The organism is Kitasatospora sp. NPDC056783, from assembly GCF_042789895.1.
In the GTDB taxonomy this organism is placed as follows: Bacteria; Actinomycetota; Actinomycetes; order Streptomycetales; family Streptomycetaceae; genus Kitasatospora.
Window position 1 is genome coordinate 1 of the sequence record NZ_JBHUAF010000126.1, and the last position, 20,803, is coordinate 20,803.

General features: G+C 70.7%; 22 protein-coding genes. 1 reads left to right on the top strand and 21 read right to left on the bottom strand.

Annotation, left to right across the window (positions count from 1 at the left end; translation table 11 throughout):
• Positions 1-30: 30 nt before the first annotated feature.
• The 9 genes from ACFRMQ_RS19450 to ACFRMQ_RS19490 all read right to left on the bottom strand — a co-directional run bounded on the left by ACFRMQ_RS19450 (position 31) and on the right by ACFRMQ_RS19490 (position 8,244).
• The gene (locus tag ACFRMQ_RS19450) at positions 31-1,767 is read right to left on the bottom strand and encodes a relaxase/mobilization nuclease domain-containing protein (RefSeq protein ID WP_380731718.1); all 1,737 of its coding nucleotides are present in this window, start codon (positions 1,765-1,767) and stop codon (positions 31-33) included.
• The gene (gene mobC / locus ACFRMQ_RS19455) at positions 1,752-2,198 is read right to left on the bottom strand and encodes a plasmid mobilization relaxosome protein MobC (protein WP_380731719.1); all 447 of its coding nucleotides are present in this window, start codon (positions 2,196-2,198) and stop codon (positions 1,752-1,754) included. Before mobC ends, ACFRMQ_RS19450 begins: the two co-directional genes overlap by 16 nt.
• A gap of 260 nt (positions 2,199-2,458) precedes the next feature.
• A complete protein-coding gene (locus ACFRMQ_RS19460) occupies positions 2,459-2,689 on the bottom strand; it encodes a hypothetical protein (RefSeq protein ID WP_380731720.1) in 231 nt (76 codons plus the stop codon).
• 53 nt (positions 2,690-2,742) lie between these two features.
• On the bottom strand, positions 2,743-3,876 hold the full coding sequence (locus ACFRMQ_RS19465; protein ID WP_380731721.1) for a DUF2637 domain-containing protein: 1,134 nt from the start codon (positions 3,874-3,876) through the stop codon (positions 2,743-2,745).
• Positions 3,873-4,433, bottom strand: coding sequence for a WhiB family transcriptional regulator (locus ACFRMQ_RS19470; RefSeq protein ID WP_380731722.1), 561 nt, complete (start codon positions 4,431-4,433; stop codon positions 3,873-3,875). Before ACFRMQ_RS19470 ends, ACFRMQ_RS19465 begins: the two co-directional genes overlap by 4 nt.
• Positions 4,434-4,529: 96 nt before the next feature.
• Positions 4,530-5,231: an ATP-binding protein gene (locus ACFRMQ_RS19475; protein WP_380731723.1), complete on the bottom strand. Its 702-nt coding sequence runs from the start codon at positions 5,229-5,231 to the stop codon at positions 4,530-4,532.
• Positions 5,231-6,199: a hypothetical protein gene (locus ACFRMQ_RS19480; protein WP_380731724.1), complete on the bottom strand. Its 969-nt coding sequence runs from the start codon at positions 6,197-6,199 to the stop codon at positions 5,231-5,233. The genes ACFRMQ_RS19475 and ACFRMQ_RS19480 overlap by 1 nt, the downstream gene beginning before the upstream one ends.
• Before the next feature lie 2 nt (positions 6,200-6,201).
• Positions 6,202-6,558, bottom strand: a complete 357-nt coding sequence (locus ACFRMQ_RS19485; RefSeq protein WP_380731725.1) for a hypothetical protein — start codon at positions 6,556-6,558, stop codon at positions 6,202-6,204.
• A 744-nt stretch (positions 6,559-7,302) separates the two neighbouring features.
• The gene (locus tag ACFRMQ_RS19490; protein ID WP_380731726.1) at positions 7,303-8,244 is read right to left on the bottom strand and encodes an IclR family transcriptional regulator; all 942 of its coding nucleotides are present in this window, start codon (positions 8,242-8,244) and stop codon (positions 7,303-7,305) included.
• Between the two features lie 191 nt (positions 8,245-8,435).
• Here ACFRMQ_RS19490 and ACFRMQ_RS19495 point away from each other — a divergent pair, with 191 nt between their 5' ends.
• On the top strand, positions 8,436-9,302 hold the full coding sequence (locus ACFRMQ_RS19495) for a helix-turn-helix domain-containing protein (protein WP_380731727.1): 867 nt from the start codon (positions 8,436-8,438) through the stop codon (positions 9,300-9,302).
• Positions 9,303-9,327: 25 nt separating this feature from the next.
• On the opposite strand, the gene ACFRMQ_RS19500 is transcribed toward ACFRMQ_RS19495, so the two are convergent.
• The 12 genes from ACFRMQ_RS19500 to ACFRMQ_RS19555 form a co-directional block, all read right to left on the bottom strand.
• The gene (locus tag ACFRMQ_RS19500) at positions 9,328-9,840 is read right to left on the bottom strand and encodes a hypothetical protein (RefSeq protein ID WP_380731738.1); all 513 of its coding nucleotides are present in this window, start codon (positions 9,838-9,840) and stop codon (positions 9,328-9,330) included.
• A gap of 50 nt (positions 9,841-9,890) precedes the next feature.
• On the bottom strand, positions 9,891-11,141 hold the full coding sequence (locus ACFRMQ_RS19505; RefSeq protein ID WP_380731728.1) for an MAB_1171c family putative transporter: 1,251 nt from the start codon (positions 11,139-11,141) through the stop codon (positions 9,891-9,893).
• A gap of 13 nt (positions 11,142-11,154) precedes the next feature.
• Positions 11,155-11,691, bottom strand: coding sequence for a hypothetical protein (locus tag ACFRMQ_RS19510; protein ID WP_380731739.1), 537 nt, complete (start codon positions 11,689-11,691; stop codon positions 11,155-11,157).
• A gap of 891 nt (positions 11,692-12,582) precedes the next feature.
• Positions 12,583-13,560 (bottom strand): hypothetical protein, encoded by a 978-nt coding sequence (locus tag ACFRMQ_RS19515; protein WP_380731729.1) that lies wholly within the window; start codon positions 13,558-13,560, stop codon positions 12,583-12,585.
• A 282-nt stretch (positions 13,561-13,842) separates the two neighbouring features.
• Entirely contained in the window at positions 13,843-14,394 is a 552-nt protein-coding gene (locus tag ACFRMQ_RS19520; RefSeq protein ID WP_380731730.1) for an NUDIX domain-containing protein, read from the bottom strand.
• A complete protein-coding gene (locus ACFRMQ_RS19525) occupies positions 14,394-15,338 on the bottom strand; it encodes a phosphotransferase family protein (protein WP_380731731.1) in 945 nt (314 codons plus the stop codon). The genes ACFRMQ_RS19520 and ACFRMQ_RS19525 overlap by 1 nt, the downstream gene beginning before the upstream one ends.
• On the bottom strand, positions 15,335-16,093 hold the full coding sequence (locus ACFRMQ_RS19530; protein ID WP_380731732.1) for a class I SAM-dependent methyltransferase: 759 nt from the start codon (positions 16,091-16,093) through the stop codon (positions 15,335-15,337). Before ACFRMQ_RS19530 ends, ACFRMQ_RS19525 begins: the two co-directional genes overlap by 4 nt.
• On the bottom strand, positions 16,090-16,890 hold the full coding sequence (locus tag ACFRMQ_RS19535) for an inositol monophosphatase family protein (RefSeq protein WP_380731733.1): 801 nt from the start codon (positions 16,888-16,890) through the stop codon (positions 16,090-16,092). The genes ACFRMQ_RS19530 and ACFRMQ_RS19535 overlap by 4 nt, the downstream gene beginning before the upstream one ends.
• Positions 16,887-17,987: a hypothetical protein gene (locus ACFRMQ_RS19540; RefSeq protein WP_380731734.1), complete on the bottom strand. Its 1,101-nt coding sequence runs from the start codon at positions 17,985-17,987 to the stop codon at positions 16,887-16,889. Before ACFRMQ_RS19540 ends, ACFRMQ_RS19535 begins: the two co-directional genes overlap by 4 nt.
• Positions 17,980-19,164, bottom strand: a complete 1,185-nt coding sequence (locus ACFRMQ_RS19545; protein WP_380731735.1) for a glycosyltransferase family 4 protein — start codon at positions 19,162-19,164, stop codon at positions 17,980-17,982. Before ACFRMQ_RS19545 ends, ACFRMQ_RS19540 begins: the two co-directional genes overlap by 8 nt.
• Before the next feature lie 32 nt (positions 19,165-19,196).
• Positions 19,197-19,871: an HAD family hydrolase gene (locus ACFRMQ_RS19550; RefSeq protein ID WP_380731736.1), complete on the bottom strand. Its 675-nt coding sequence runs from the start codon at positions 19,869-19,871 to the stop codon at positions 19,197-19,199.
• Positions 19,868-20,803 (bottom strand): aminotransferase class IV (locus ACFRMQ_RS19555; RefSeq protein WP_380731737.1); only part of this gene is annotated, 936 nt, incomplete at its 5' end. The genes ACFRMQ_RS19550 and ACFRMQ_RS19555, both read right to left, overlap by 4 nt.

Here is a 20,803-nt window from a genome sequence, read left to right on the forward strand (position 1 = left end):
GAGCCCTGGTGGCGTCCGTCGGCGGCCGGGTCAGCGGCGCTGCCGCGAGGGGGCAGCGGGTGTGGCAGGAGTGGGCGGAGTCAACGCGCTGGCGCTCCGGTGCGGCTTGCCCGCGGCGGGGTGGGGCAGCTTCGCGAGGTGCCGCACGCGCCAGGTCAGCACGGCAGTGACCGACCCGGCAGTGTCCAGCTCCCGCCACGAGCGGGCGCGCTCCAGCAGGGTGTCGGGGTCGTGCCCGGCGGCTTCCGCCTCGGCGAGGGCGGCGGCCAGGGCGTCGAACTGCGGCTCGGCGAGCATCCGCCGACCGCCCTCGCCCGGTACCGCCCGCCGCACGGCCTGCTCGTGGCGTTCGCGCACTGCGGTGGGGAGCTGCCGGCCGCGCTCGCGCAGGGCGGCCAGTGGCTGGCGGGCGGCCTGCCGGTAGGCCGCCCGCAGGTTGTCGGCCGCCGCGCGGGCGGCGGCGGCCTGCTGCAGGTGGCCCTGCTTGGCGTGCCAGCGACCGGCCGCGATGACGAGCAGGATCAGCGCCGCCAGCGCGCCCGCGGCGGCGGTGGCGTCCGGGCCCCGGTTAGTGGTGTAGCCGCCGGACAGTACCTCTCGGGCAGCGGCCCGTACGGAGCGGGAGTCGGCGTTCGCGGCCCGCACGTGCGAGCGCGAGGCCCGCTCGTAGGCGCGGGCTGCGGCCAGCAGCTCGGCCTTTTGTGCGGGCAGGGCCGTGGCCGCCAGGGCGTCGAGCACCTCCCCTGTCGCCTCGACCACCCCGGCCGCGGCCTCGGGCTCACCGTCCAAAAGGTCGATCGCCTCCAGGGCCGTGTCCGCTACCCGGAGACGAGCGGCCGCCGCCGGAGCGCGGCGACCGCTCGGTATACGGGCACCGCTGTCCTGTGCTGTGGGACGGACCGTCTCCAGCTGCTCTGAGGCCGGAGTCGCGAGACGGCGACGGATCTTGGGCAGGGTCAGGTCGGGCGCGAGCTTGTACCCGCCGAACCACACCGGCTCGCCGATGTGATCGTGTTCTCCGACGACGGCGACGCTGTAGCCGAGGGTGTCGCCGGACGGGCCCACCTTGCGGTTGACCAGCACGCCGGTTGTCTCCAGCCGGGCGAAGAACTCGGCCTCGTCCCGGGCACCGGCGAGGGCCTGGCGGACCGCGTCGCGCAGCTGTTGCCGGCTCGTGTCCGCCTCACCAAGACGCTGGGCCTTGTGCTTCTCACGGTTGGTGGGCTCCTTCGCGGCCGTGCCGTCACCGGGGTTGAGCTCGCGCAGCCCCCACTCGCGTTCAATCTTTCGGCATTCGGCCTGGACCCGGCGGAAGTCGAACTCGATGTCCGCCTTCCGGAGGTCGCCGCGCACGATGGTGGCGGCGATGTGGATGTGGTCATCGGCATGCCGCACGGCGACCCACCGGCAGCCGTCCGGGTCACCCTCCTCGGCGATGCCGGCAGCCGCGACCACCCGGCGTGCCACCACCGCCCACTCCTCGTCGCTGAGCAGCCGGTCTCCGGGAGCCGTACGGACCGAGCAGTGCCACACCGGCTTCTTCAACCGGCGCCGGGGACCGCGCTGGTCCACCCGCAGGTCGAGGACCTTTTGGAGCTGCTTGATCGTGGCGTTCGGGTCGCGCCCCGGGTCCGGGGCGAAGCCGTCCCAGGAGGCGACGAGGTGCGGGTCGGCGTGCTCGTCCTTGCGCCCGGGGCCGTAGAGGTAGGACAGGAGACGGTACGTCCGGTCCCCGCGGGTGATGTTGGGTATCAGTGCGTCTTCCACTGCTTGAGGAGACCGGCCGCCGTGGAGTCGACGGTGGCGACGGCACCGCGGACCGCGCTCAGCGCGGCGACCAGGTCCGCCGGGTGCGGGAGACCGCCGGCGTTCAGCTCTCTGGCGATCTGGTTGAGGTTGTTGCCGACGCGGGCGGTCTGCCGCCGCGCGGCGGCTAGCTCGTCGATCGCACGGTCGAGCTGATCGTCTGGGTTGCGGGCGGCATCGGGGTGGGACGCGGCAGTGAGTGCGGCGCTCGCGACGAAGCGGGCGACGGTCTCGGCGCGGTCGTTCGCGGCGCTGCGGATCAGGGCTTGCTCGTCGGTGCTCACGCGGATCGTCAGGAAGCGTTGGCGCTGCTGTGGGTCGTGGAAGCGGCGACGCGGGCGGCGTGCTGCGTTCGGCTCGTCGGCGTCGGCAACGGGCTCGGCGACGGTCATCTCGGGCTGTTCCTGTCGGTTGTCGTGCCCGCCGCTGCCCCCTGGCTGCGGCGAGCCGAGTGTCGTGGTCGAGCGCCCCCGCTCGACCTCGGCTCTCGGCCTCCCCCGTCCCTTGGGCGGGGGCGAGCCCGTGGAGTGTCCGATAGGACACTCCACGGGGATAGCTCGCTCCGCCGTAGGTGGCGACAGGCCCAGGTACCCGAGCGGTTGGACGCGGACGGAGGTAGGACTCGGACGCCGCAGGTCGGAAGTATGGGCGGTCAGAAGTCGTCGCTGGCCAGGCCGCAGGCGACGAACTCGGAGATCAAGTGGTCCATGACCAACTTCTCCGCTTGCTCGCTGCTGAGGGTCTCGACCGGTCCGCCGGCGGACCGGCGGACCTCCCACTGACCGTCGCCCAGCATCTGGGCACTGCTGATGTGGTAGTGGCGGACCAGAACGGCCATGAAGTCGGCGACGAGGTCGCGGTCCGCCAGCACGGTGGTGCTCATGTGGAAGCTCCGTTGGTTGAGTTGGGAGAGGGAGAGGAGGAGAGAGCACACGGTCAACGGCGCGGTGGCGGCGGCTTGTCGGTCCGCAGAGCGGCCAGGATCTCCGGGATCCGGTCGTTCGACACGGTGAGCCCCTGGCTGCGGATTCCATCGCCAACGACCTTGCGGGTAATCCGCCCGGCCTCTGCAGCAGCCCGGCGGCCAGCCTTCAGAAGTTCCGGGTCCAGGTCGTTGCCCGGACCGCCGGGACGGACGGACGGGCCACCACCCTCCGGACCGCCACCGTCCGGACCACCACTGTCCGGACCGCCGGGACGGGCCGACGGACCACCACCCTCCGGACCGCCGGAACGGGCCGACGGACCACCACCCTCCGGACCACCACCGTCCGGACCACCGGGACGGGCCGACGGACCACCACCCTCCGGACCACCGGAACGGGCCGACGGACCACCACCCGGACCCTCGGAGCCGTCCTGGCTTCGGCGCAGAATCCGTGCAGCAAATCGGGCTCGCCACCGCACGCCCCGACGGTAGGCAGCCAACTTCTCGTCAACACTCCTCCGGTCCTCCGTCTGGCTTCCAACCGTGAGTTCCGCTCTGCTTGTGCGGGACGTGGTGAGCGAGGGGGCTTCTCGGTCAGCCACCATCTGCTTGTCGAGCGAGGGCTCGCGTTCGGAGATCGCGTCTCGGCTCAGCAGGACAGTTCCCGGGGACGGGTCGGCGGTTTGGGGGCCGTCGCCGAGGTTCTCTTGGACTGTCTCGTGGCGAGTGACGATGATGCCGAGGTGGACCGCACCGGCGAGCGCGATCGGGGCGATCGTGCTCAGGGACCCGACGGCGAGGTCTCCGAGGTGCAGTTCTCCGAGGATTCCTGCCGTCTGCTCGTTCAGGCGGATCGCGTGCAGGGCGTTGGCCCAGACACTGGTTCCGGTGGCGCCGGCGAACAGGGACCAGGCGTAGGCCCGGGCGGTCCAGGGCGCTTCGCGCAGCAGGACGAGAGCGCGCACCCCGTAGGCGATGAACCCGTCGACGACTACCGGCCACGCGTAGCTGAGGTTTCCTCGGACGTGGATCGCCTGGGCCATCTGCTGGAGTGCGTCGTAGGAGAGGCCGAAGCCGGTCGCGCCGAGTGCCGCGATGGCGGCCATGTCCCATCGGGAAACTTTGGGGCGGCCTTGGGTCACGCGGCCACCGCCAGCCCAGGAACCGTGGTGTCCCTCAGCTCTTCGGCGAGGGCGATCTCCTCGCGCCGCATGGACGCCGGGATGACGTCGAGTTGCGTACGGGCCTGGCGCTGGCGCGCGGTGGCGGCCTTGTAGCCGATGCCCAGCAGGGCGGCCCAGGTATCGCGCGGAATCCCGGCACCGAAAGCGACGCGAACCACGGACTTCTTCTCGGCTTCGGTCAGCCGCGGCCGGTGAGTACCGAACAGGGTGGCACGCACTCGGTCGAGGTCGACCTGGCGGCCGTCCCTGAAGGCCACGATCTGGCGGAGCTGTTCTTCGGTCCGGCCTCCGCGGACACCGTCTTGAACCCCGCATTCGATGGCGTCGGTCAGGCACTCACGGCGCACCGGGCACTGCAGGCAGAGCGTGAGGGCGTCGCGGTGGGCGGCGGTGCGGCGGTCGGCGAAGAAGATGTCAGGGTCCTCGATCCGGGCGCACGCGGCCTTGAGGCGCCAACGGGGGCAGCCGCGGTCGAGCTGCTCGTGAGCGGTTTCGAGTTCAGTGATGGTGTTCATTCGGGGGGTGTCTCCGTCGCGCCGTGGTGGCGGGCGCGTGGGCAGGGCGTCTCCCGGGGGCGGCTCGGCCGGCCCCGCGCGGGATCGCGGGAGAAGTCAGAAGGGGAGAGGGGCGCGGCGTCGGTCGGGGCCGGCGAGGATGGCCTTGTGGCACATCTGGCGCAGACGGCTGGCGGTGCGGTCGCCGAGCAGGCCGGAGAGTTCGGCCGGGGTGATGTTGCTGGTGATGAACGTGGGCAGCTGCTGCTCGTAGCGGTGGTTGATCAACCGGTACAGCGTCTCCTCGGTGAACTCGCTCGCGCGGCCGGCGCCGAGGTCGTCCAGCAGCAGCAGGGGCACGCGCTCCAGTTCGCGCATCTCGCGCTCCGGGTCGGCGCCGGGGCGCGGACGCATCATGGCGTAGAGGGTCACCGAGGTGATCGCGTGCCAGCGCAGCCGGACGCCCGCGCCGAGCAGCGCCCGGATCGCCCCGTAGGCCTGGTGCGTCTTGCCGGTTCCGGTCTCCCCGAGCAGGAGCAGGGAGCGGGCTCGGGCGATGCCGAGCTGTCCTTCCGGGCCGCGGCGGGCGGCCTGTTTGACGTGCTCGACCCAGGCGAGGACCTGGGGGTCGTCGGCCACCGCGTCCTGGTACAGCGGCGGGATGCGGCTGGCCGCCAGTTCCAGCGCGTCCCGGACCGGTTGCGGCACCGGGTGCTGCTCGGGCTGGCCGATCACGGCAGGGTCCACGCCCAGTCGGCTGAACCGCTCCACCAGGCCCTGCAGGCCGGTGCCAACCCGGCGAGGATCTCTGCCGGCCATCACAGCTCCCCGGCGTAGGCGGCGGCCCCGGCGGCCGGGTTCGTCCACGCCCGGTACGTGCTTCCCGGACGGGTACCGCGGGAGGTCAGGGCCTCCTGGACGAAGGACTCCAGGGCACTGGGGCCCTTGGGGTTCACCGCGAACAGCCGCAGGCCGGCACGCACCTGCTCCGAGTTGTAGCCGGTGCCAAGCAACGCCTTGATCTCCCGGCCGAGGTGGCCGCGGAACCGCTCGCTGGGCTGCTGCGGGCAGGAGCGGACGTACTCGGCCAGCAGGGCGTTGGCTCCGGTGGTGTGCGGGTGCATCGTGTCGGCCTGCTCGGCCGAAGGCTCCTGCGCCGTATCGGGCTGGGCGGGCGCGGCGCAGCCGCCCCCCGGAGGGGTAGATCCAGGATCCGTGATCCTGGATCCGTTCGTGGAGGGTGTCGTGGAGTCCGCGATGCTCGGGTGCTGGTGGTCGAGGTCACCGCTCTCAGAGCTGCTCCGGCCGGTGGTCTCGGAGGTGTCCGTGGGACGCGGTTCGGGCTGTTCCAGGGGCTTCTTCCGGCTCTGCCTGGCCGGGGCCTGGGTGTCGACGTTGGCTTCCTGGGTCTGGTGCAGCGGGCACGGCGCCAGGCGGCTCGCGCTGGGCTTGTCGATTCTCTGGTGCTTGTTGAAGTTGACGACGTGGAGCAGTTCCTCGCCTTGGTCGGCCGGGTTGAGGTACCGGCACACCAGTCCGACGTCGGCCAGCTGGCGCAGGTCGTCCTCGACGCGCTCGGAGGTGTGGACGCCTCCGTCCCAGGAGCGCTTGCGCTTCCAGATCAGGCCGCGGACGATCCCGGCGTCGTCGAGGTGGCGGCCCTTGTCGTCCACGTAGTTGAGCAGGTAGATGAAAGTCCGCTCGGCGGACAGGGAGACCTCGGCGAGCTTCGGGTCGCGGCTCATCTCGGGCTTGTGGGTGCGGATGCGCCCGTCGTGCGTGGCCATGGTCAGTACCCCGCCGCCGTCTGGGCGCCGGCGACGGTGAGGTGGCCGGTGGCCAGGTCGAGGTCGTGCTGGAGCCGCCAGTCGCACTGCGGCTGGGCGACCGCGATCCACCGGGCGACGGCTTCCTCGTGCCGCTGCGGCAGCGGGACGGTGGCACCGTCGGCGTCGTAGGCCCGGGCCAGCCAGAGGTGGTCGGGTTCGGAGACGCTGATGCACACGATCTTCGCCGCCGGCGCAACGGCTCGGACGCTGCTCGCGATCGCCTGGGCGAGGCCCTCAGGGATCTGGGTGAACCCGTTCAGGATGCCGTCGGCGACGCGATCCTTCTCGGCTCCCGCTATACATGCGGTCGCGGACATGTAACACTCCTCCTGCGCAAGTCGCACCGGCCGAGCCTCCAACAGCAAGCTGGTGCACTGGTTTTGCCGTGCGAAGAGCACGGGCATCACATGGCGCCTGGGAGTTCCCGCTCCCGGGCGCCATGTCGCGTTTACGGCCACCGACCTGTTGCGGCAATCTTCAGCCGCGCACTTTTCCGTGGCGCAGGAGTGACTCTATGTTTACCGCTAGGAACGCGTCAACGAATTCGATCGATCTACGCGAATAGAAGGCCCGCTTTCCCGCCACACGGGAAACGATCATGAACCGCCCGGGGCCCATTTCCCGCCCGGCGGGAAATGGGCCGGAGAAATATGGCGCGATCATGATCAAGAGCGATCCGAGCCAAAGCTCCATCACCCCTCTTCCTGACCACCTGCTGACCAGGACTATCTCACCCGCCCCCGCCAAGGCCAGCCCTCCAGCGGGTTCCGGAAACGCAAACCGGCAAGGAGCGGGAGCCCCTTGCCGGAAATAAGAAATATCGCCAGTTCGATCAATCGCACCCCCTTCTGCGCCCTACGCCGCGAGAAGGGGGTGTGCATAGGCCCCGGAGTTTCGGACCGCCGGAATTCGAGAAATCTGGCGGAGCGGCAATGGGGGGCAATGGAGATGGTCAGGCTGCCCGGTATCGCGCCGCGCCGCAGGTCTCGACCATCGCGGTACACCCCGGGCCGGGCAGACTCCGGGCCCCGGCGGCACCCGCAGGAGGTCTCGCCGCCCTGTCAAGCAGCCGGCGCCGGTGCCGCGGTGTGCTCACTCAGCAGCCGGGCCGCGCGGCATGTCTGTCCGATCATCTCGCTGAGGTCGATCGACATGGCGCCTGCCGGTTTAGCCAGCGCCACGGAACCGACCGCAACATCACCCCACATGACCGGAGCCGCAATCGCCGCCCATCCGGGCACGACCTCCTCGCGCGCCACCGCGTATCCGCGGCGACGGATCTCTCCGAGCGACGCTGCGAGCACCCGATCGTCCCGAATGGCCCCGGGTGCGGCACCATCGGGCAGCGCCTCCCCGACGACGAGTTCCTGCAGCGGCGCCGGAAGGTGGGCGAGAATCGCCCGTCCGCTCGCGCCGGTGCGCAGGGAGCGCGAGTGCGTGACCAAGGGGTGCGCGAAGACTCCGAGTTCGCCAGGGTCCATATCACCCCAGGCGTAGTCGGTGCACAGCCGCCTCAGGCCGCCGAACGGAGCGAGGGCGAAGAGCAGGCTCGCGCCGCCGGTCCGTCGATGGAGGTCGGCCAGGACCTTCTGGGTCGTCGTGGCACCCGGTACGTGCGCCATGGCGTGGATGGCCGCCTTGATGATGGTCGGCCCCGGCCGGTAGCGGCCGCGGCCGATCTGGTCGACCGCCCCTCCCGGCACGCCCGACTGAAGGATGCGGTGCACGGTGGAGTCCGGCATCCCGGTGACGGTGGCGAGGTCGAGTACGCCCTGGTCTCCACCGGGCAGCTGTGTGAAGGCCTCCTGGAGAGCGAAGACCCGGGCGTGACTGGAGGTCACAGCGGCCGGTCGGGACGCCGTGGCGGCCCGTGCCGACGGAATGCCTGGCGCCATCGACCCTTGCACGGCGTTTCGGTGTCGATATTCATAATTAAGCGACCTGTCGGCAGCCAGCGGCGCCACACTCACCTGGGTCTCCAAAGGTGGCTCCGAACCCGTCATTGCAGGTCAGAGTGATTATGGGGTCGGACCCAAGGCCCGGCGGCGAACATCGAAGGGGAGGCAGCACCTGCGGCAGGCATCCAACCTCTCGATATCGCAGAGCATACAACATGCTTCATGACATCAAGCATCCGGTAGGCTGCTCACCCAGAGCCCATGCCTACCGCCACGCACCTCAGGAGTTGCCCCGGATGCCTGCTCGCAAGTTCGACGGACAGGTGCTCCGCGCCGCCCGTAGAGCTCTCGACTGCTCACAGGACGCGCTGGGACGCTCGGAGGGCGTAGACGTCAACCAGTCCACCATCGCGGGCTGGGAGAGCGGTGGGTTCCCCCAGCCCGAACGGCTGCCCGCTCTCGCGAGGGCACTCCGCCAACCGCTCGACACGCTCTTCCCGAGGGACGGCCTTCCCGACCTCGCCGACCTGCGGGCTGACGCCGGCTACACGCAGCGGAGCACCGGGGCGCTGATCGGCACCAAGTCCTACATTCCTGTCAGCAACGCCGAGCGGGGCGTTCGGCGACTCAAGGAGGAGTTCGTCCCTCGCCTCGCCGAGGCCTACGGGGTGACAGAGGCGCAGCTCCTGGCAGCGCAGGACCGGAGCTTCGGCATATCGCCCGCAGCAATGCCAGCCCCCCGAACCCTCGCCGAGAAGCTCACCTACCTGCTGGAGACGACCTTCCCGGCTGGTCGGCCGACGGATGGTCAGATCGCGGCCGCCGTCAACAGGTTCGCCGGAGTCGAGGTGGTCTCCGCTTCCGCTGTGAAGGCGCTGCGTACGGGCACGCCCCCGCCCTCCGAGGTACTCGCCGGACTCGCGGCCGGCGTCGTCTTGGAGGGCCTGGCCGACTTCTTCGGCGTCACCCCGCTGTTCTTCCAAAGCGACGAGGACTTGGAGCGCCAGGTCGTGGACGCCATCGGTCTGCTGGCCGTGCGCGCCAGCAGCGAGGACTTCGCGCTGGCTGCACGCGGCGGCCAGGACGGTCTCGACCCGGCGATGCTCGCCAAAATCAGCGCGATCGTAGCGGAGGCGAGGCAGCAGAAAGCGGGCCCCCGCTGACGCGGGAGCCCGCTTCGTTCTGCCGTCAGACGAGCCAGGCAGCGGCGGTGGCGGTGCCGAGCGCGGCGCCCGCCACGGTCTGCGCGACGGTGTGGTACTTCAGCGCCACCCTCGACCAGCACACCGCCGCGACCAAGAGGCCGGCGGCGAGCCACCACAGCGAGTTGACCACCGCTAGCAGCGTCACCACCGAGCTGGCGACCGCGCTGTCCACACTGATCTTCCAGACCAGGTTGATGCTGAGCAGGCCCACGGTCATCACCCACAGGGCGATCATGGCGACGAGGATGTCGTGCGGGGCGTGGCCGAGCACCATCACGAGGGAGCCGGTGCCGATCGAGCCGAGGATGACGAGGAAGATCGGCAGGCGCTGGGTGCGGTCGACGACGTGCCGGTCCCCCCAGGTCCCCCGGCTCCGCTCCCACTCGATGTAGGCCCAGGGGATGATGCCCGCGCACAGTGCGGCCAGGAGCCCCCAGCCGATTCCGGTCCAGTTGCCTGCTGCCGCGGCGCCCACGCCGGTCAGCCCGGCCAGCATCACGTTGCGTGGCTGCAGGACATCGGTCACGGTGCGTGCGACGGTTGTACTCACAGCGCCATCTCCTCCATCTCCAGGGCCAGTTCCTCCGCCTCGGCGGTCGCCATCAGTTCCTGGACCTGGAGGTCGGTCGCGGCGGCGTACGCCTCCTCGACCCGCAGGAGCCAAGTCACCTCCGCGACCGTGGACGCGATCGGCTTACTCGGCAGCGCGGGTGCCGGAACAGTGCTGCGACGGCCCGCCTTGGCGTTTGCCAGCGCCGCCTTGATCCACAAGGCCTCGGCGCCCGCTTCAGGGTCACCGGCCGCGTCCACGGCCTCTTCGATCACGGGCAGCAGGACCGGTGAGGCGTGGTGGCGCAGCTGCTCGACCACGTCCGCGATGTCCTGGGTCCACCGGTCGAGCCGGACGTCCATCGGCGGGGCGGTCCGCAGGACCTCGCGCCAGCGGCTGGCCGGCTTCTGGAACGGGACGTCCGGGAAGGCGGTGACCAGGTCGTGCCACAGCGGGTAGAGGTTCCACAGGGCCCGCCAGGTCCGCCACCGAGAGGCGGCGGCAGTAGTAGTCGGGACGCTCACCCCGGCGGCGAAGATCATGAAGAGCGCGATCTGCATGAACTCGGTGTAGACGCCCAGGGAGTGGTTGACGTCGGCGTCGAGGTCCGTGGCCAGGGTGACCCACATGAAGCTGGTCCGGATCGCGACGTACGCGACGCCGATCGCCATGGCGATGGCCATCAGCCCCAGGCCGGTGCGCAGGAGGCGGGTCTCGGCGCGGCGGCGCGCGCTGGACCACTGGTAGCAGGTGACCGCGGAGGCGGTGCCCAGGTAGACGTAGAAAATCGTCTCGTAGAGGACGGCGCCCCACTGGCCGGCGTGGTCGGGGACGAAGTCGGTGCTCGGCCGGCTGCGGTCGACCACGGTGAAGAAGAGCACGGTCATCAGCGCCAGCATGCCGGTCGCGGCCTTCCAGGCGACTCGCTCGATCCAGCGGGCGACGGCCACGTGGCGCGGGATCACCGCCTCGTCGGTCTTGCCGTACGAGGCGACCACGTACGTCAGGATCGCCAGGATGGCCAGAGTCGAGACGTAGTGCTTCAGCAGGACCGAGAGGTCGGTGATCGGCTGGTTGTTCATCAGGCTGATCACGCCGGGGCTCTTGAGCCACAGGGCCAGCGCGAACCCCAGGTAGCAGCCCCAGAGGGCGCGCCGGTGCGCGTCCCCGTAGAGGACCGCCGGCAGCCGCCAGACCGCCACCGCGGTCATCGTGGTCGCGGCGGTGTACGCAGCGAGAGCGAGCACGGGTTTTTCCTTCTTACTTCTTGCCGCGCCGGGGAGCGGCGACAGGGTGGGACAGGGTGGATTCCAGGAGGCTGACCATGTCGCCCCCGACGGGCATCTGGCGCTGGACGGCGCGTTTGATCAGCGAGGCGCTCAGCTCCGCCTCCTGCTCCTCGCGGGTGTCGTAGCGCGCGCGGGCCTGCACGACCGCACCACCGCTCATCCGCTCGACGAGACCCTGGTTCAGGTAGTCGGGCAGCAGCAGCCCTAACTGGTCCGGCCCGAGACTGGTGCCGTGGTCGAACCATTCGTGCACCAGCTCGTGAAGTACTACGTGATCGGTCTGATGCTGCGTCGGCCTCGGCCGGTAGAAGATCAACGACAGCTCGTCCGCCCGCACGCGCAGACCACAGGCTTTTCGCAGGTCACCTCCGCGGTCGTCGAGCGGGACCAGCTGAATGGTCCGCCCACTCGCCTCCTCCATGGCGACCACCAGGCCGTCGATCGTGAAGGGATCCGGGATCGGCAAGCCGACCAACTTCCGCTCGCACGCCCGGCGCAAGCGGCGCATCCTCAGCACGGCGTTCGCCGTGCGGCAGGACGGCCACCACCATTGTGGCCGGCACCCGCACCAGGCAGGTGCGATGCTGCGACACCCGGCAGCTGAAGCACCGGGAATTCTTGAGTAGACACCGAGACCTCGTGAGGGTGGGGGGCAAGGGTCTGTCTGATTTCTGGACACTTCATGGAGCACACATCGAGCCGGGTTGCCGATCGCAAGCCATGGAACGGATCCGAATGGCGATTCAGCGCAACACAACGGCGCCGGAATCGAAACTCGCTGGGCGGCATTCGGCGGCCCCGCTCCCGGCAAAAGCAACACCCGAGTCGAATACGCGGCTCCAGGCCGAGCAGGGCATGGGGTAACTCCTTCGTACTATGTGCCGCCGCACAGCCCTTCCGCTGCTCGACCCCCTCACCTTGCCAGCCCCGGAAGGTGCAAATTTGACGGTCCAGGATCACGATGGCCGGAGACTTCGGCCCACGCTACGCGCATCGACAACTCAGAGTCACGTTACCGATCTGTAGCGCTTCCCCCTCGAAGGTCCAGACCATCCATCGATTCGAGCAGTTGACGACCAGTCACCATGGGGCGGAAGTTTCTCGATAAACTGAATGGTCGTCATTCCAAGATGGATCGATCAATCGCTGTCAAACTAGACCCCATCTGAATTTTTTTGTGGTTTTCGCCACACCGGGGAGCTCATAGGTGGAATTCAACGGTCGGACCTCAGGCCACGAGGTGCGGCTTCGAGCGAGGCGCCGCACCGAGATCTTCCACAGTCCCCCTTCGGCGACCGGTCCGTGCACTGATGGCCGACGGCGCCTGCTTAGTCTGATGCGGCCCTTCGGCGGTCAGGTCGCGGGACAGCCCGCCGAGGGCCGCGGAGGACAGGCCAGCTCACGCCTCTGCCGAGTCGAAGTGGCAGGCTCCAGCTCGCATCGCTGCCCGCGTACGGGCCGCACCCGCCGCCGTGCTCCGCGCTCCGCTGCCGATCGTCGACACCGGTCGCGGTCGCCCCGAGCAGCGCCCGCACCGGCCAGGGCGGGAGACCGGGTCGCGGCACTCATCGCACTCATGGACCGGGCTGGCCACGGTGCGCCCTGCCGGCTCCGGCCTCATCGGCAGCTTGCGCCGCAACCGGCTCCGGATCACGCCGACCGGCGAGTGGATCGTCTCCGGCAGGCCGGACAGCAGCGCCGCTGCCAGCTCCGCCGGACCACTGCCCACCGCGAGCCACTCCGCCACCAGTGGCGCCAGTTCCACCACCTCCACCTCGCCCAGGTGCAGACGCCGCTGGCCGTCCAGCGCCTGGTACAGGGTGTGCGCTGCCATCCGCAGCGAGTCGCCCAGGTCCTCGACCGAGGTTCCCGCCCGCCCTCCTGCGGTGTCCCGCCGCGTCTCGGCCGACGCCTTCGGCGGGACTACCTCGGGACTGGGGAGGGAGGGTTCTTTGACCAGGTTCTTTACACAATGGGCGCCAGCGTCACCGGAGTCCGAAGGACCGGACGCCGGACGGGGTACACGCGGCTCCACCTGTGGGTTTACCGTCTCCAGCAGCTCCTTGGCCTCCCGCAGGCCGAGTATCTGCGGGGTGTCGTAGACGTGCGCCTCGCTGCGGATCGTGCCGTCGGGCATCCGGATCCTCTCGACCCGGTAGAACCCAGCCTCGATCAGCTCCTTCAGTGCCTTGCGGATCGCCGCACGGCTCTGCGTGCTGGTGTCGGCCATCTGCCTCGCGTCCTCGCGCCAGTTGTTCGGCCGGGACAGCAGATCGGCCAGAAGGCCGCGGGCGGTGAAGGACAGCCGTCGGTCCTGCACGGCACCATTGGGCAGCACGACGAAGTTGCGCGCGTGGGCGCTACGATGTATCTGCATCGGGAGTCACAGCTCCTGTTGCCAGACCCCGGGGTGTTCGAGCACCGCCGGGGTCACCTGTTTTCGGTTGGATCACGGACCGTAGCACAGGGGTTCGCCACTACCTACGCCCCCGCGAGCGACGTCAATCACAGAGATCGTTCGCATTCGGATGCATCAGCTGCGCCTCACCGCGGTCTCGGTCAGGTAGCCCGATGACGGCTGCGGGGTCCCACCTCCGGCGGCCAGCAGTGGAGACGGCCTCGGTGTCGGCAGCGGCTCAAAACGGGCCAGTTGCCGACATCAGATGTAGTCGATGAAGTCGCTTCCGCTGTGCTCGATGTAGGCCGTCGTCCCTGAGCGGGCAGCGCCATCGACCTGGCGAAGGCGGTCTATGCTCCGCGGGTTGAGAACGTCAGCCCACTCCTCGACTGGGCGGGCGGCCCATTCGCTGTGTTCGGCAGGGTCGAGGTGGATCGACGCGAGCTGTTCGGGGCTGAGCGTGTCGCCTTCGAAGATCAGGCCGAACTTGTTCGCGGGCCAGGTCGGTTCGGGCGGGAGGAAGTGGATGGCCAGCAGCCGGCCGCACGTCAACGTGAGGCCGGTCTCCTGCCGGGTCTCGCGGACCGCAGCTTCGCGCGGGGTCTCGCCGGGGTCCATCTGGCCGCCCGGGAACTGCCAGATCTGGCCCTTGTCGGGCTTGTACACCGAGGAGTTGAGCAGCACCGGAAGCCCCTGCTGGTCGGTGACGTACAGCGAGGCGTACGCGGTCGCCCTGGGGAGGGTTGCGATGAACTCCGCGGGCGGGAGCCAGGTGCCGCGCTCCGGGTCGGGCTCGGGCAAGAAGGACGTCATCAGTTCCTCCAGCCGGTGGGGGTGTTGAGGACGTCGGCGGCCCACTGGTAGTGGCCGGTGTCGCGGATGCGCATGTCCTGCTCGGGGTAGAGGTCGCAGCTGAGCAGCGCGATCGTGTGCAGGTAGGCCGCGAGGTCGTCGCGCCGGTCGGCGGGGAGCTCCTCGGCGGCGGCGGCCAGCAGGCGGTTGCGGACCTCGACGCGGTCTTCGTCGTACATCCGGTAGTAGGCGCAGGCACCGGCGAGGTCGTAGAGCGGGTCTCCGAGCAGGGTGAAGGTGCCGAAGTCGATGACGGCGGAGACCTTGTCGTCGGCGACGAGGATGTTGTCCGGGTAGAGGTCGCCGTGGATGACGCCTTCGGGACCGGTGTAGGGGCGGGCGAGCCGCACGGTGAGCCGGTCGGCGATGTGGTCGACGGCCGGGACGTCGCGGCGCAGGTCGGGGAGGACCTTCGGGAGCTTCTGCCCGAGGAGGCGGAGGAGGAAGGCGTTCCAGTCCTCGCCCCCGTGCGCCGGGTCAGGGTCGAGGAGCATCCTCCGGTCGAGCGGGGTGGTCAGGCGCAGGCCGGTGAAGTCGCGGACGGCGCCGAGGTAGGTGTGTTCGGTGGCCGGGGTGGTGAGGTCGAGGGCGTCGCCCATCGGGGTTCCGGACAGGCGGGTCTCGGTGACGGCGAGCAGGGGGCCGTACTGCTCGATGGCCTGGATCTCGGGCAGGGCGAAGGGGACGCTGCTGCGGGCGAAGCGCCGGTAGAGGTCGGCGATGGTCTCCAGCGCACCGAGCTGGTCGGGGTCGGCGTAGACCTTGAGGACCTGGTCGTGGCCGAGGGCGTAGACGCGGGCCTCGGTGCCAGCGGCGATCAGGTCGGCGGGGGTGAGTCCGCGGGCGTCTAGGAGGGCGTTCTCGGCGTCGGCGGTGATGCTGCTGGCGTCTCGGCGGGTGATCACGGCGTGCTCCGGGTGATGGCGGTGACGACGGTGCGGTTCTCGGCCCGGACGGGGCCGCCGGTGAAGTCCCCGGCGAAGGAGACGACGGCGAATCCGGCCTGGTGCAGGACGTCTTCGAGTTCGGGTCGGGAGTACATGCGGGTGCGGCAGGTCGCGGACCAGCCGGGCCGGGTGTAGGTGACGTGGGCGTACTTGGCCTCCCAGTCGTACCAGGCGCTCTCGGTGACTCCGCTCTGCGTAACGGTTTTGGTGCTGATGCGTTCCGTGCCGTGCCGGTTCTCGTGCTCGGCGCGCTCGCGGGTGGTCAGCTCCATGACGAGGTGGCCGCCAGGCTTGAGGGCGGTGGCCCAGGCGGCGAGGGCGGCGAGGTCGTCGGCGTCGGTGTCGAGGTAGCCGAAGCTGGTCCACAGGTTGAGGACGACGTCGAACTCCCCGGGCGGCGGGTTGCGCATGTCGGCCTGGTGGAAGTCGGCGCCGGGATGGAGGGCACGGGCGTGGGCGATCTGGTGGGGCGAGGCGTCGATGCCGGTGACGTGGAGTCCGCGGGCGGTGAGGGGGCCGGCGTGCCGGCCGAATCCGCAGGGGACGTCGAGGACCCGGATACCGGGGGACATGAACTCCTTCACGCAGAGGGCGTCGAGGTCGGCCTGGGTGCTGTCGTACTTGCCGAGGGCGCGGAAGGTCTCCTCGAATCCGGGGTCGAAGAAGCGGTCGGCCCAGTCGTCAGGGGCGGATACAAGGGCGATGTCGTTCACGGCGTGGACTCCAGGGTGGTCAGCAGGAGGGAGTGCAGCTCTCGGGTGTCGGCGGCGACGAGGTAGCGCGCCGTGACGTCGGGGCCGTCGAAGCGGACCGGGCGGCCGTGCTCGTCGGTGATGTGGCGTCCGGTGGCGATGAGTAGGTGACACAGGGCGGCGATGTCCCAGGCCCGGTGGCCGCACATCTCCGCGACGGCCCCGGCGGCGGTGCCCCGGGCCACCTCGGTGAGCGCCCGGGTGGACTCGAAGGCATCCACCAGCAGCGGGTTCCCCGCGGACAGGCGCTCGCGCAGTGCGGCCGGCTCGAAGTAGCAGGCGTGGACGGGGCGCTGGTCGGGCGGTTGCGGCAGGGGCCGGAACGTCGCCTGGTCACGGTCGGCGACGGCGAGGACGCCCGTGGCGGGGAAGGAGGCGATGGAGAACTCCGGCGCCTGACCGCGCCAGGCACTGACGAGAACGGCGAAGTCCGTGGAGCCGTCGAGGTACTGGCGGGTTCCGTCGAGCGGGTCGATGTACCAGGTCAGCGCGCGGTGGTTCGTGTTGGCCTGGTGGGTGGCGGGGTCTTCCTCGGTGACGATCAGGCCGGTGGGGTCGAGGTGGGTGATCGCCTTGACGAGGATCTGTTCGGCGTCGGTGTCGGCGGCGGAGACGAGCGTGCCGTCCGCCTTGCGCCGCACGTCCTGCGGGCCGGCCATGCTGATGCCCGGCCAGGTGCTCAGGAGGCGGGCGGCGGCCTGGTCCACGGCGGCGACCAGGCTGCGCGACCAGTACGCGGGCTGGGTCAGGGTCGTCACGCCGCCGCTCCTGTCAGCGCTGCGGCGATCCGCTCGCCCCACGCCTTCCAGGAGAACGCGGGGTCGTACGCGGCCGGGGTACGCGGCCGGTGGTACTGGGTGCGCATCGCGTCGATCAGGTCGGCGCTCTCGTGCTCGCCCTGACCGACGAGGAGGTGGATCTCCTCGGGCCGGCGGGGGTGCATGCCGGGGATGTCGCTGAGGATGGTCGGGCGCCGGTGGGCGATCAGCACGCTGGCCGGGCCGGAGGTCTCGCCCAGCCAGGGGCCGCGCAGTTGGATGCCGCAGTCCGCGGCGAGCAACAGGGCGTCGAACTCGGCGTCGGGGAGGTAGCCGGTGTGCAGGACGGTGGGGTCGTCGGCCGGGACGGTGAGGCCGTCGCGGGCCTCTCCCGCGAGCAGGAGCAGGGCGTCGGCGGGGCGGTCGGTCCAGTTCTGCCAGGCGTCGAGCAGGGTGGGGATGCGCTTGTAGGCGCCGAGGAAGCCGAAGGTGGCGAAGACGAACGCCTGCTCGGGGAGGCCGTGGCGGGCGCGGGTGCCGGCCACGGGGGTGAGCGGTTCGGCGGGGAAGGGCAGGTGGCGGATGTCGGCGGTGGGGTGGCGGTCTGCGAGGTGCTCGGCCAGCAGCGGGGAGTGGACCAGGACGCGGGTGGCCGCGCCGATCGCCAAGTCCTCGATGCGGGCGTTGAGGCTGTAGCGGTCGACGTGCGGGTGGTCGGCGAAGTACTGCTCCATGTCCGCCCGGGTGTCCAGGCGGGTGCCGACGGCGTTGCCGACGCGGGTGAGGACGGCCTGCTGCTCGGCGGCGGGCAGCTGGTCCCAGGCCTCGTAGTAGTAGTCCAGGTTGTTGTACTCGTGGAGCAGGATGGTGCCGGGCCGGGCGGCCAGCGCGCGGAACGCGCCGTGGTGGAGGGCGTTGTTGCCCAGGTGGTAGAGGACGTGGTCGAAGGCAGCCGGGTCGTGGCCGGGCCCGGTGATCCGGTGAGTGGTGAAGTGCCGGGCGAGGTGGGGCAGGGAGTGAGTGATGTACCCGGCAACGCCGCTCTTGTCGCGCGGGGCGGGGCCCCAGATACCGAGGGTGGGCAACTGTTCAGACACGGGCCGCTCCGACGACGGGGCGGGCGGCGTTGATCGCCTCGATGTAGGCGGAGGTGGTGTTGGCGACGCTGCGAGCGGTGCCGAAGTACCGGGTGGCGCGGTCGGCGGCGGCCCGGCCGGTGTGGGCCCGCAGGGTGGTGGAGGCGGCGAGTTCGTCCAGCGCGGCGGCGTAGGCGGCGGGGTCGGCGGTGTCGACCAGGCGGCCGGCGTCGCGGGTGACGACCTCGTTGAGGCCGTCGATGTCGCTGACGACGGCCGGGGCGCCGTGCTGCATGAACTCGATGACGGCCAGCCCCAGCCCTTCGGCGGTGCTGGGCTGGGTGACCAGGTCCGCGGCCTCGGCGAGCAGGTCACGCACCGCATCGTCCTGGTCGGTCAGGAGCGTGACCCGGTCGCCGTGCCGGGCGGCGCGGTCGGCCACGTACCGGAGATACGCGGCGTCGGAGCCGTTGGTGGAGCCGAGCAGCACCACCCGGCAGTCGGCGCGGGTGGACGTCAGCTCGTAGGCGTCCAGCAGCCGGTGCTGGGCCTTGCGGGGGGTGTAGCGGCCGGTGAGGGCGATCAGCAGGCCGTCGGTGGGCACGCCCGCGGCCTGCGCGAGAAGGTGCCGGGCGGCCCGGCGGTCGTGGACGCGCGGCCGGTGGGGCACGCCGAGGTGGACGGTGCGGATGCGCTCGGCCGGGTACCCGAAACTCTCGGCCTGCCGGGCGAACGCCCAGCTGCCGGCCAGCACCAGCGTGGGCGTGCAGGTCCTGGCGACGAAGCGGGAACGCGGCCAGCCGCCGGGCTCCGCCTCCGGCCGGGTCTCGTGGAACGAAGCGACGACGGGCACCGTCTCGGCCAGTCCCGACATGCTGGTCAGCAGGAGCGCGGCCTGGGTGTGGGTGTGGACGACGTCCGGCTGTGCGTCGGCGAGCGGCGCGAAGTCGTCCAGGACGGCGAACAGGCCCCGTTCCCACGGCACCGCGTTGGGGTCGAGCGGCTGGAGCAGCACGCCGCCGCGCAGCACCCGCACCCCGTTCTCCCAGGTGTCGGCAGGCTGCTGGGGCGAGTCGCGGTTGGTGAGGACGGTGACCTGGTGGCCGGCCCCGGCGAGGTGTTCGGCGAGGGTGGTGACGTGGGTCTCCAGGCCGCCCCGGCGCGGGCGGTAGGTGGTGCTGACCAGGCCGACGTGCATGCTGGTCCCCCCTTCTCCGGTCTCGGGGTCGGTCAGGCGGTGGCGGGCAGGTGGTCCAGGAGCTGGGGCAGGGTGGTGATCACGGGCACCGGCAGCTCGCGGTAGACCCGGTGGCGGTCGTAGAGGACGGTGTCGGTGATGCCGGCCCGCCAGGCGCCGAAGATGTCGTTGATCAGGCCGTCCCCGACGAACAGCGCGTCCGCGGGCGCGCGGCCGAGCTGGCCGAGGGCGGAGGCGAAGATCTGCGGATCGGGCTTCTCGACCCCGGCGAGGGTCGAGTCCACGACCACGTCGAAGAAGTCGAGCAGGCCGAAGCGGGCCAGCTCCTCCACGAGGGTGCCGTCGGAGTTGGAAACCGCCGCAACGGCCAGGCCCCGCTTTCGGATCTCGCCGAGCACTGCGGCCGCGTCCGCGTCGAGGTCGCGGTACAGGTCGGTGCGGTCGGTGCAGCGCTGCCAGGCGCGGCGGCCGGTCTCTGCTCCGACACCCAGCAACTGCCCCCACACGGCGCCGACCTTCTCGGGCCGGGTCAGGCCCTGCGGGAAGTCGAGGTGGTGGGCCTCGGCGGCGGTGGCGAGCGCGGCTTCGGCGGTCTGAGCGCTGACGCCGGGAGCACCCGCGGCGGCGAGTTCCTCACGCATCACCTCCCCGCTGGGGTGGATGAAGGTCATCCCGATGTCGAACAGCACCGCCTTCCGGGGCCTCACGCGATCACCGTCAGGAAGGAGGCGTCGAGCGCGGGCCTGGTACCGGCGCACATCGCCAGGTACTCCTCGCGCAGCGCGCTGCCGATCGGGTGGTCACCGTGGCGGGGGCGGTGGCCGTCCACCTGCCCGACGAGCCGGACTTCGTCCAGCGTTCCGGTGACGAAGACCTCATCCGCGCCGTGCAGGTCGCCGGGGGTCAGCGACTGCTTCTCGGCCGGGATGCCGAGCCGCTGTGCGAGGGCCAGCACGGTGGCGCGGGTGATGCTGGGCAGGATGCCGTCCGTCAGCGGCGGCGTGGTGATCCGGCCGTGCCGCACCGCGAACACCGCGGCGCCGCCGGTTTCGGCGACGTTGCCGTGCCGGTTCAGCAGGATCGCCTCGTCCGCCCCCTGGGTGAGGGCCTCCAGGCGGGCCAGGCGGAACCCGGAGTACGCGGCGCCGGTCTTCGCGGCGGTCGGCAGCGCGTTGTCCGCGATCCGCCTCCGGCTGCTGACGATGCACCGCATCGGCTCCACCGGCCGCACCGGGGCCGGGTAGCAGGTGACGATCGTGCCGGTGGTCATCTCCATGCGGTCCGCGGTGTACCGGCCGGTGTCCACGTACACCGACGGGCGCACGTACACGTCGCACTGCGGGTCGAGCGCGGTCAGCAACTGCGCGATGCCGTCGCGCAGTTCGGCGGCGAGGCCGGGGTAGGGGATGTGCATCAGGGCGGCGGAGGTCTCCAGACGCTCCAGGTGCGCGTCCAGCCGCACGACGGCGAGGCGGCCGTCCGGCTGCCGGTAGGCGCGCAGTCCCTCGAAGACGTTCACCGCCCGCATCGCGGTCTCACTGGTGACGTGGACCGTGGCTTCCTCCCACGGCCGCACCTTCCCGTTGTGCCAGATCAGTTCGGGGACGTTGCGGTTCATCGTCCTTCTCTCTTCCGGATC

Bases quoted from the DNA above. Each gene is read 5' to 3' on its own strand.
- mobC (WP_380731719.1), bottom strand. From the start codon at position 2,198: ATGACCGTCGCCGAGCCCGTTGCCGACGCCGACGAGCCGAACGCAGCA.
- ACFRMQ_RS19460 (WP_380731720.1), bottom strand. From the start codon at position 2,689: ATGAGCACCACCGTGCTGGCGGACCGCGACCTCGTCGCCGACTTCATG.
- ACFRMQ_RS19470 (WP_380731722.1), bottom strand. From the start codon at position 4,433: ATGAACACCATCACTGAACTCGAAACCGCTCACGAGCAGCTCGACCGC.
- ACFRMQ_RS19475 (WP_380731723.1), bottom strand. From the start codon at position 5,231: ATGGCCGGCAGAGATCCTCGCCGGGTTGGCACCGGCCTGCAGGGCCTG.
- ACFRMQ_RS19480 (WP_380731724.1), bottom strand. From the start codon at position 6,199: ATGGCCACGCACGACGGGCGCATCCGCACCCACAAGCCCGAGATGAGC.
- ACFRMQ_RS19485 (WP_380731725.1), bottom strand. From the start codon at position 6,558: ATGTCCGCGACCGCATGTATAGCGGGAGCCGAGAAGGATCGCGTCGCC.
- ACFRMQ_RS19490 (WP_380731726.1), bottom strand. From the start codon at position 8,244: ATGACGGGTTCGGAGCCACCTTTGGAGACCCAGGTGAGTGTGGCGCCG.
- ACFRMQ_RS19495 (WP_380731727.1), top strand. From the start codon at position 8,436: ATGCCTGCTCGCAAGTTCGACGGACAGGTGCTCCGCGCCGCCCGTAGA.
- ACFRMQ_RS19500 (WP_380731738.1), bottom strand. From the start codon at position 9,840: ATGCTGGCCGGGCTGACCGGCGTGGGCGCCGCGGCAGCAGGCAACTGG.
- ACFRMQ_RS19510 (WP_380731739.1), bottom strand. From the start codon at position 11,691: ATGCGCCGCTTGCGCCGGGCGTGCGAGCGGAAGTTGGTCGGCTTGCCG.
- ACFRMQ_RS19515 (WP_380731729.1), bottom strand. From the start codon at position 13,560: ATGCAGATACATCGTAGCGCCCACGCGCGCAACTTCGTCGTGCTGCCC.
- ACFRMQ_RS19520 (WP_380731730.1), bottom strand. From the start codon at position 14,394: ATGACGTCCTTCTTGCCCGAGCCCGACCCGGAGCGCGGCACCTGGCTC.
- ACFRMQ_RS19545 (WP_380731735.1), bottom strand. From the start codon at position 19,164: ATGCACGTCGGCCTGGTCAGCACCACCTACCGCCCGCGCCGGGGCGGC.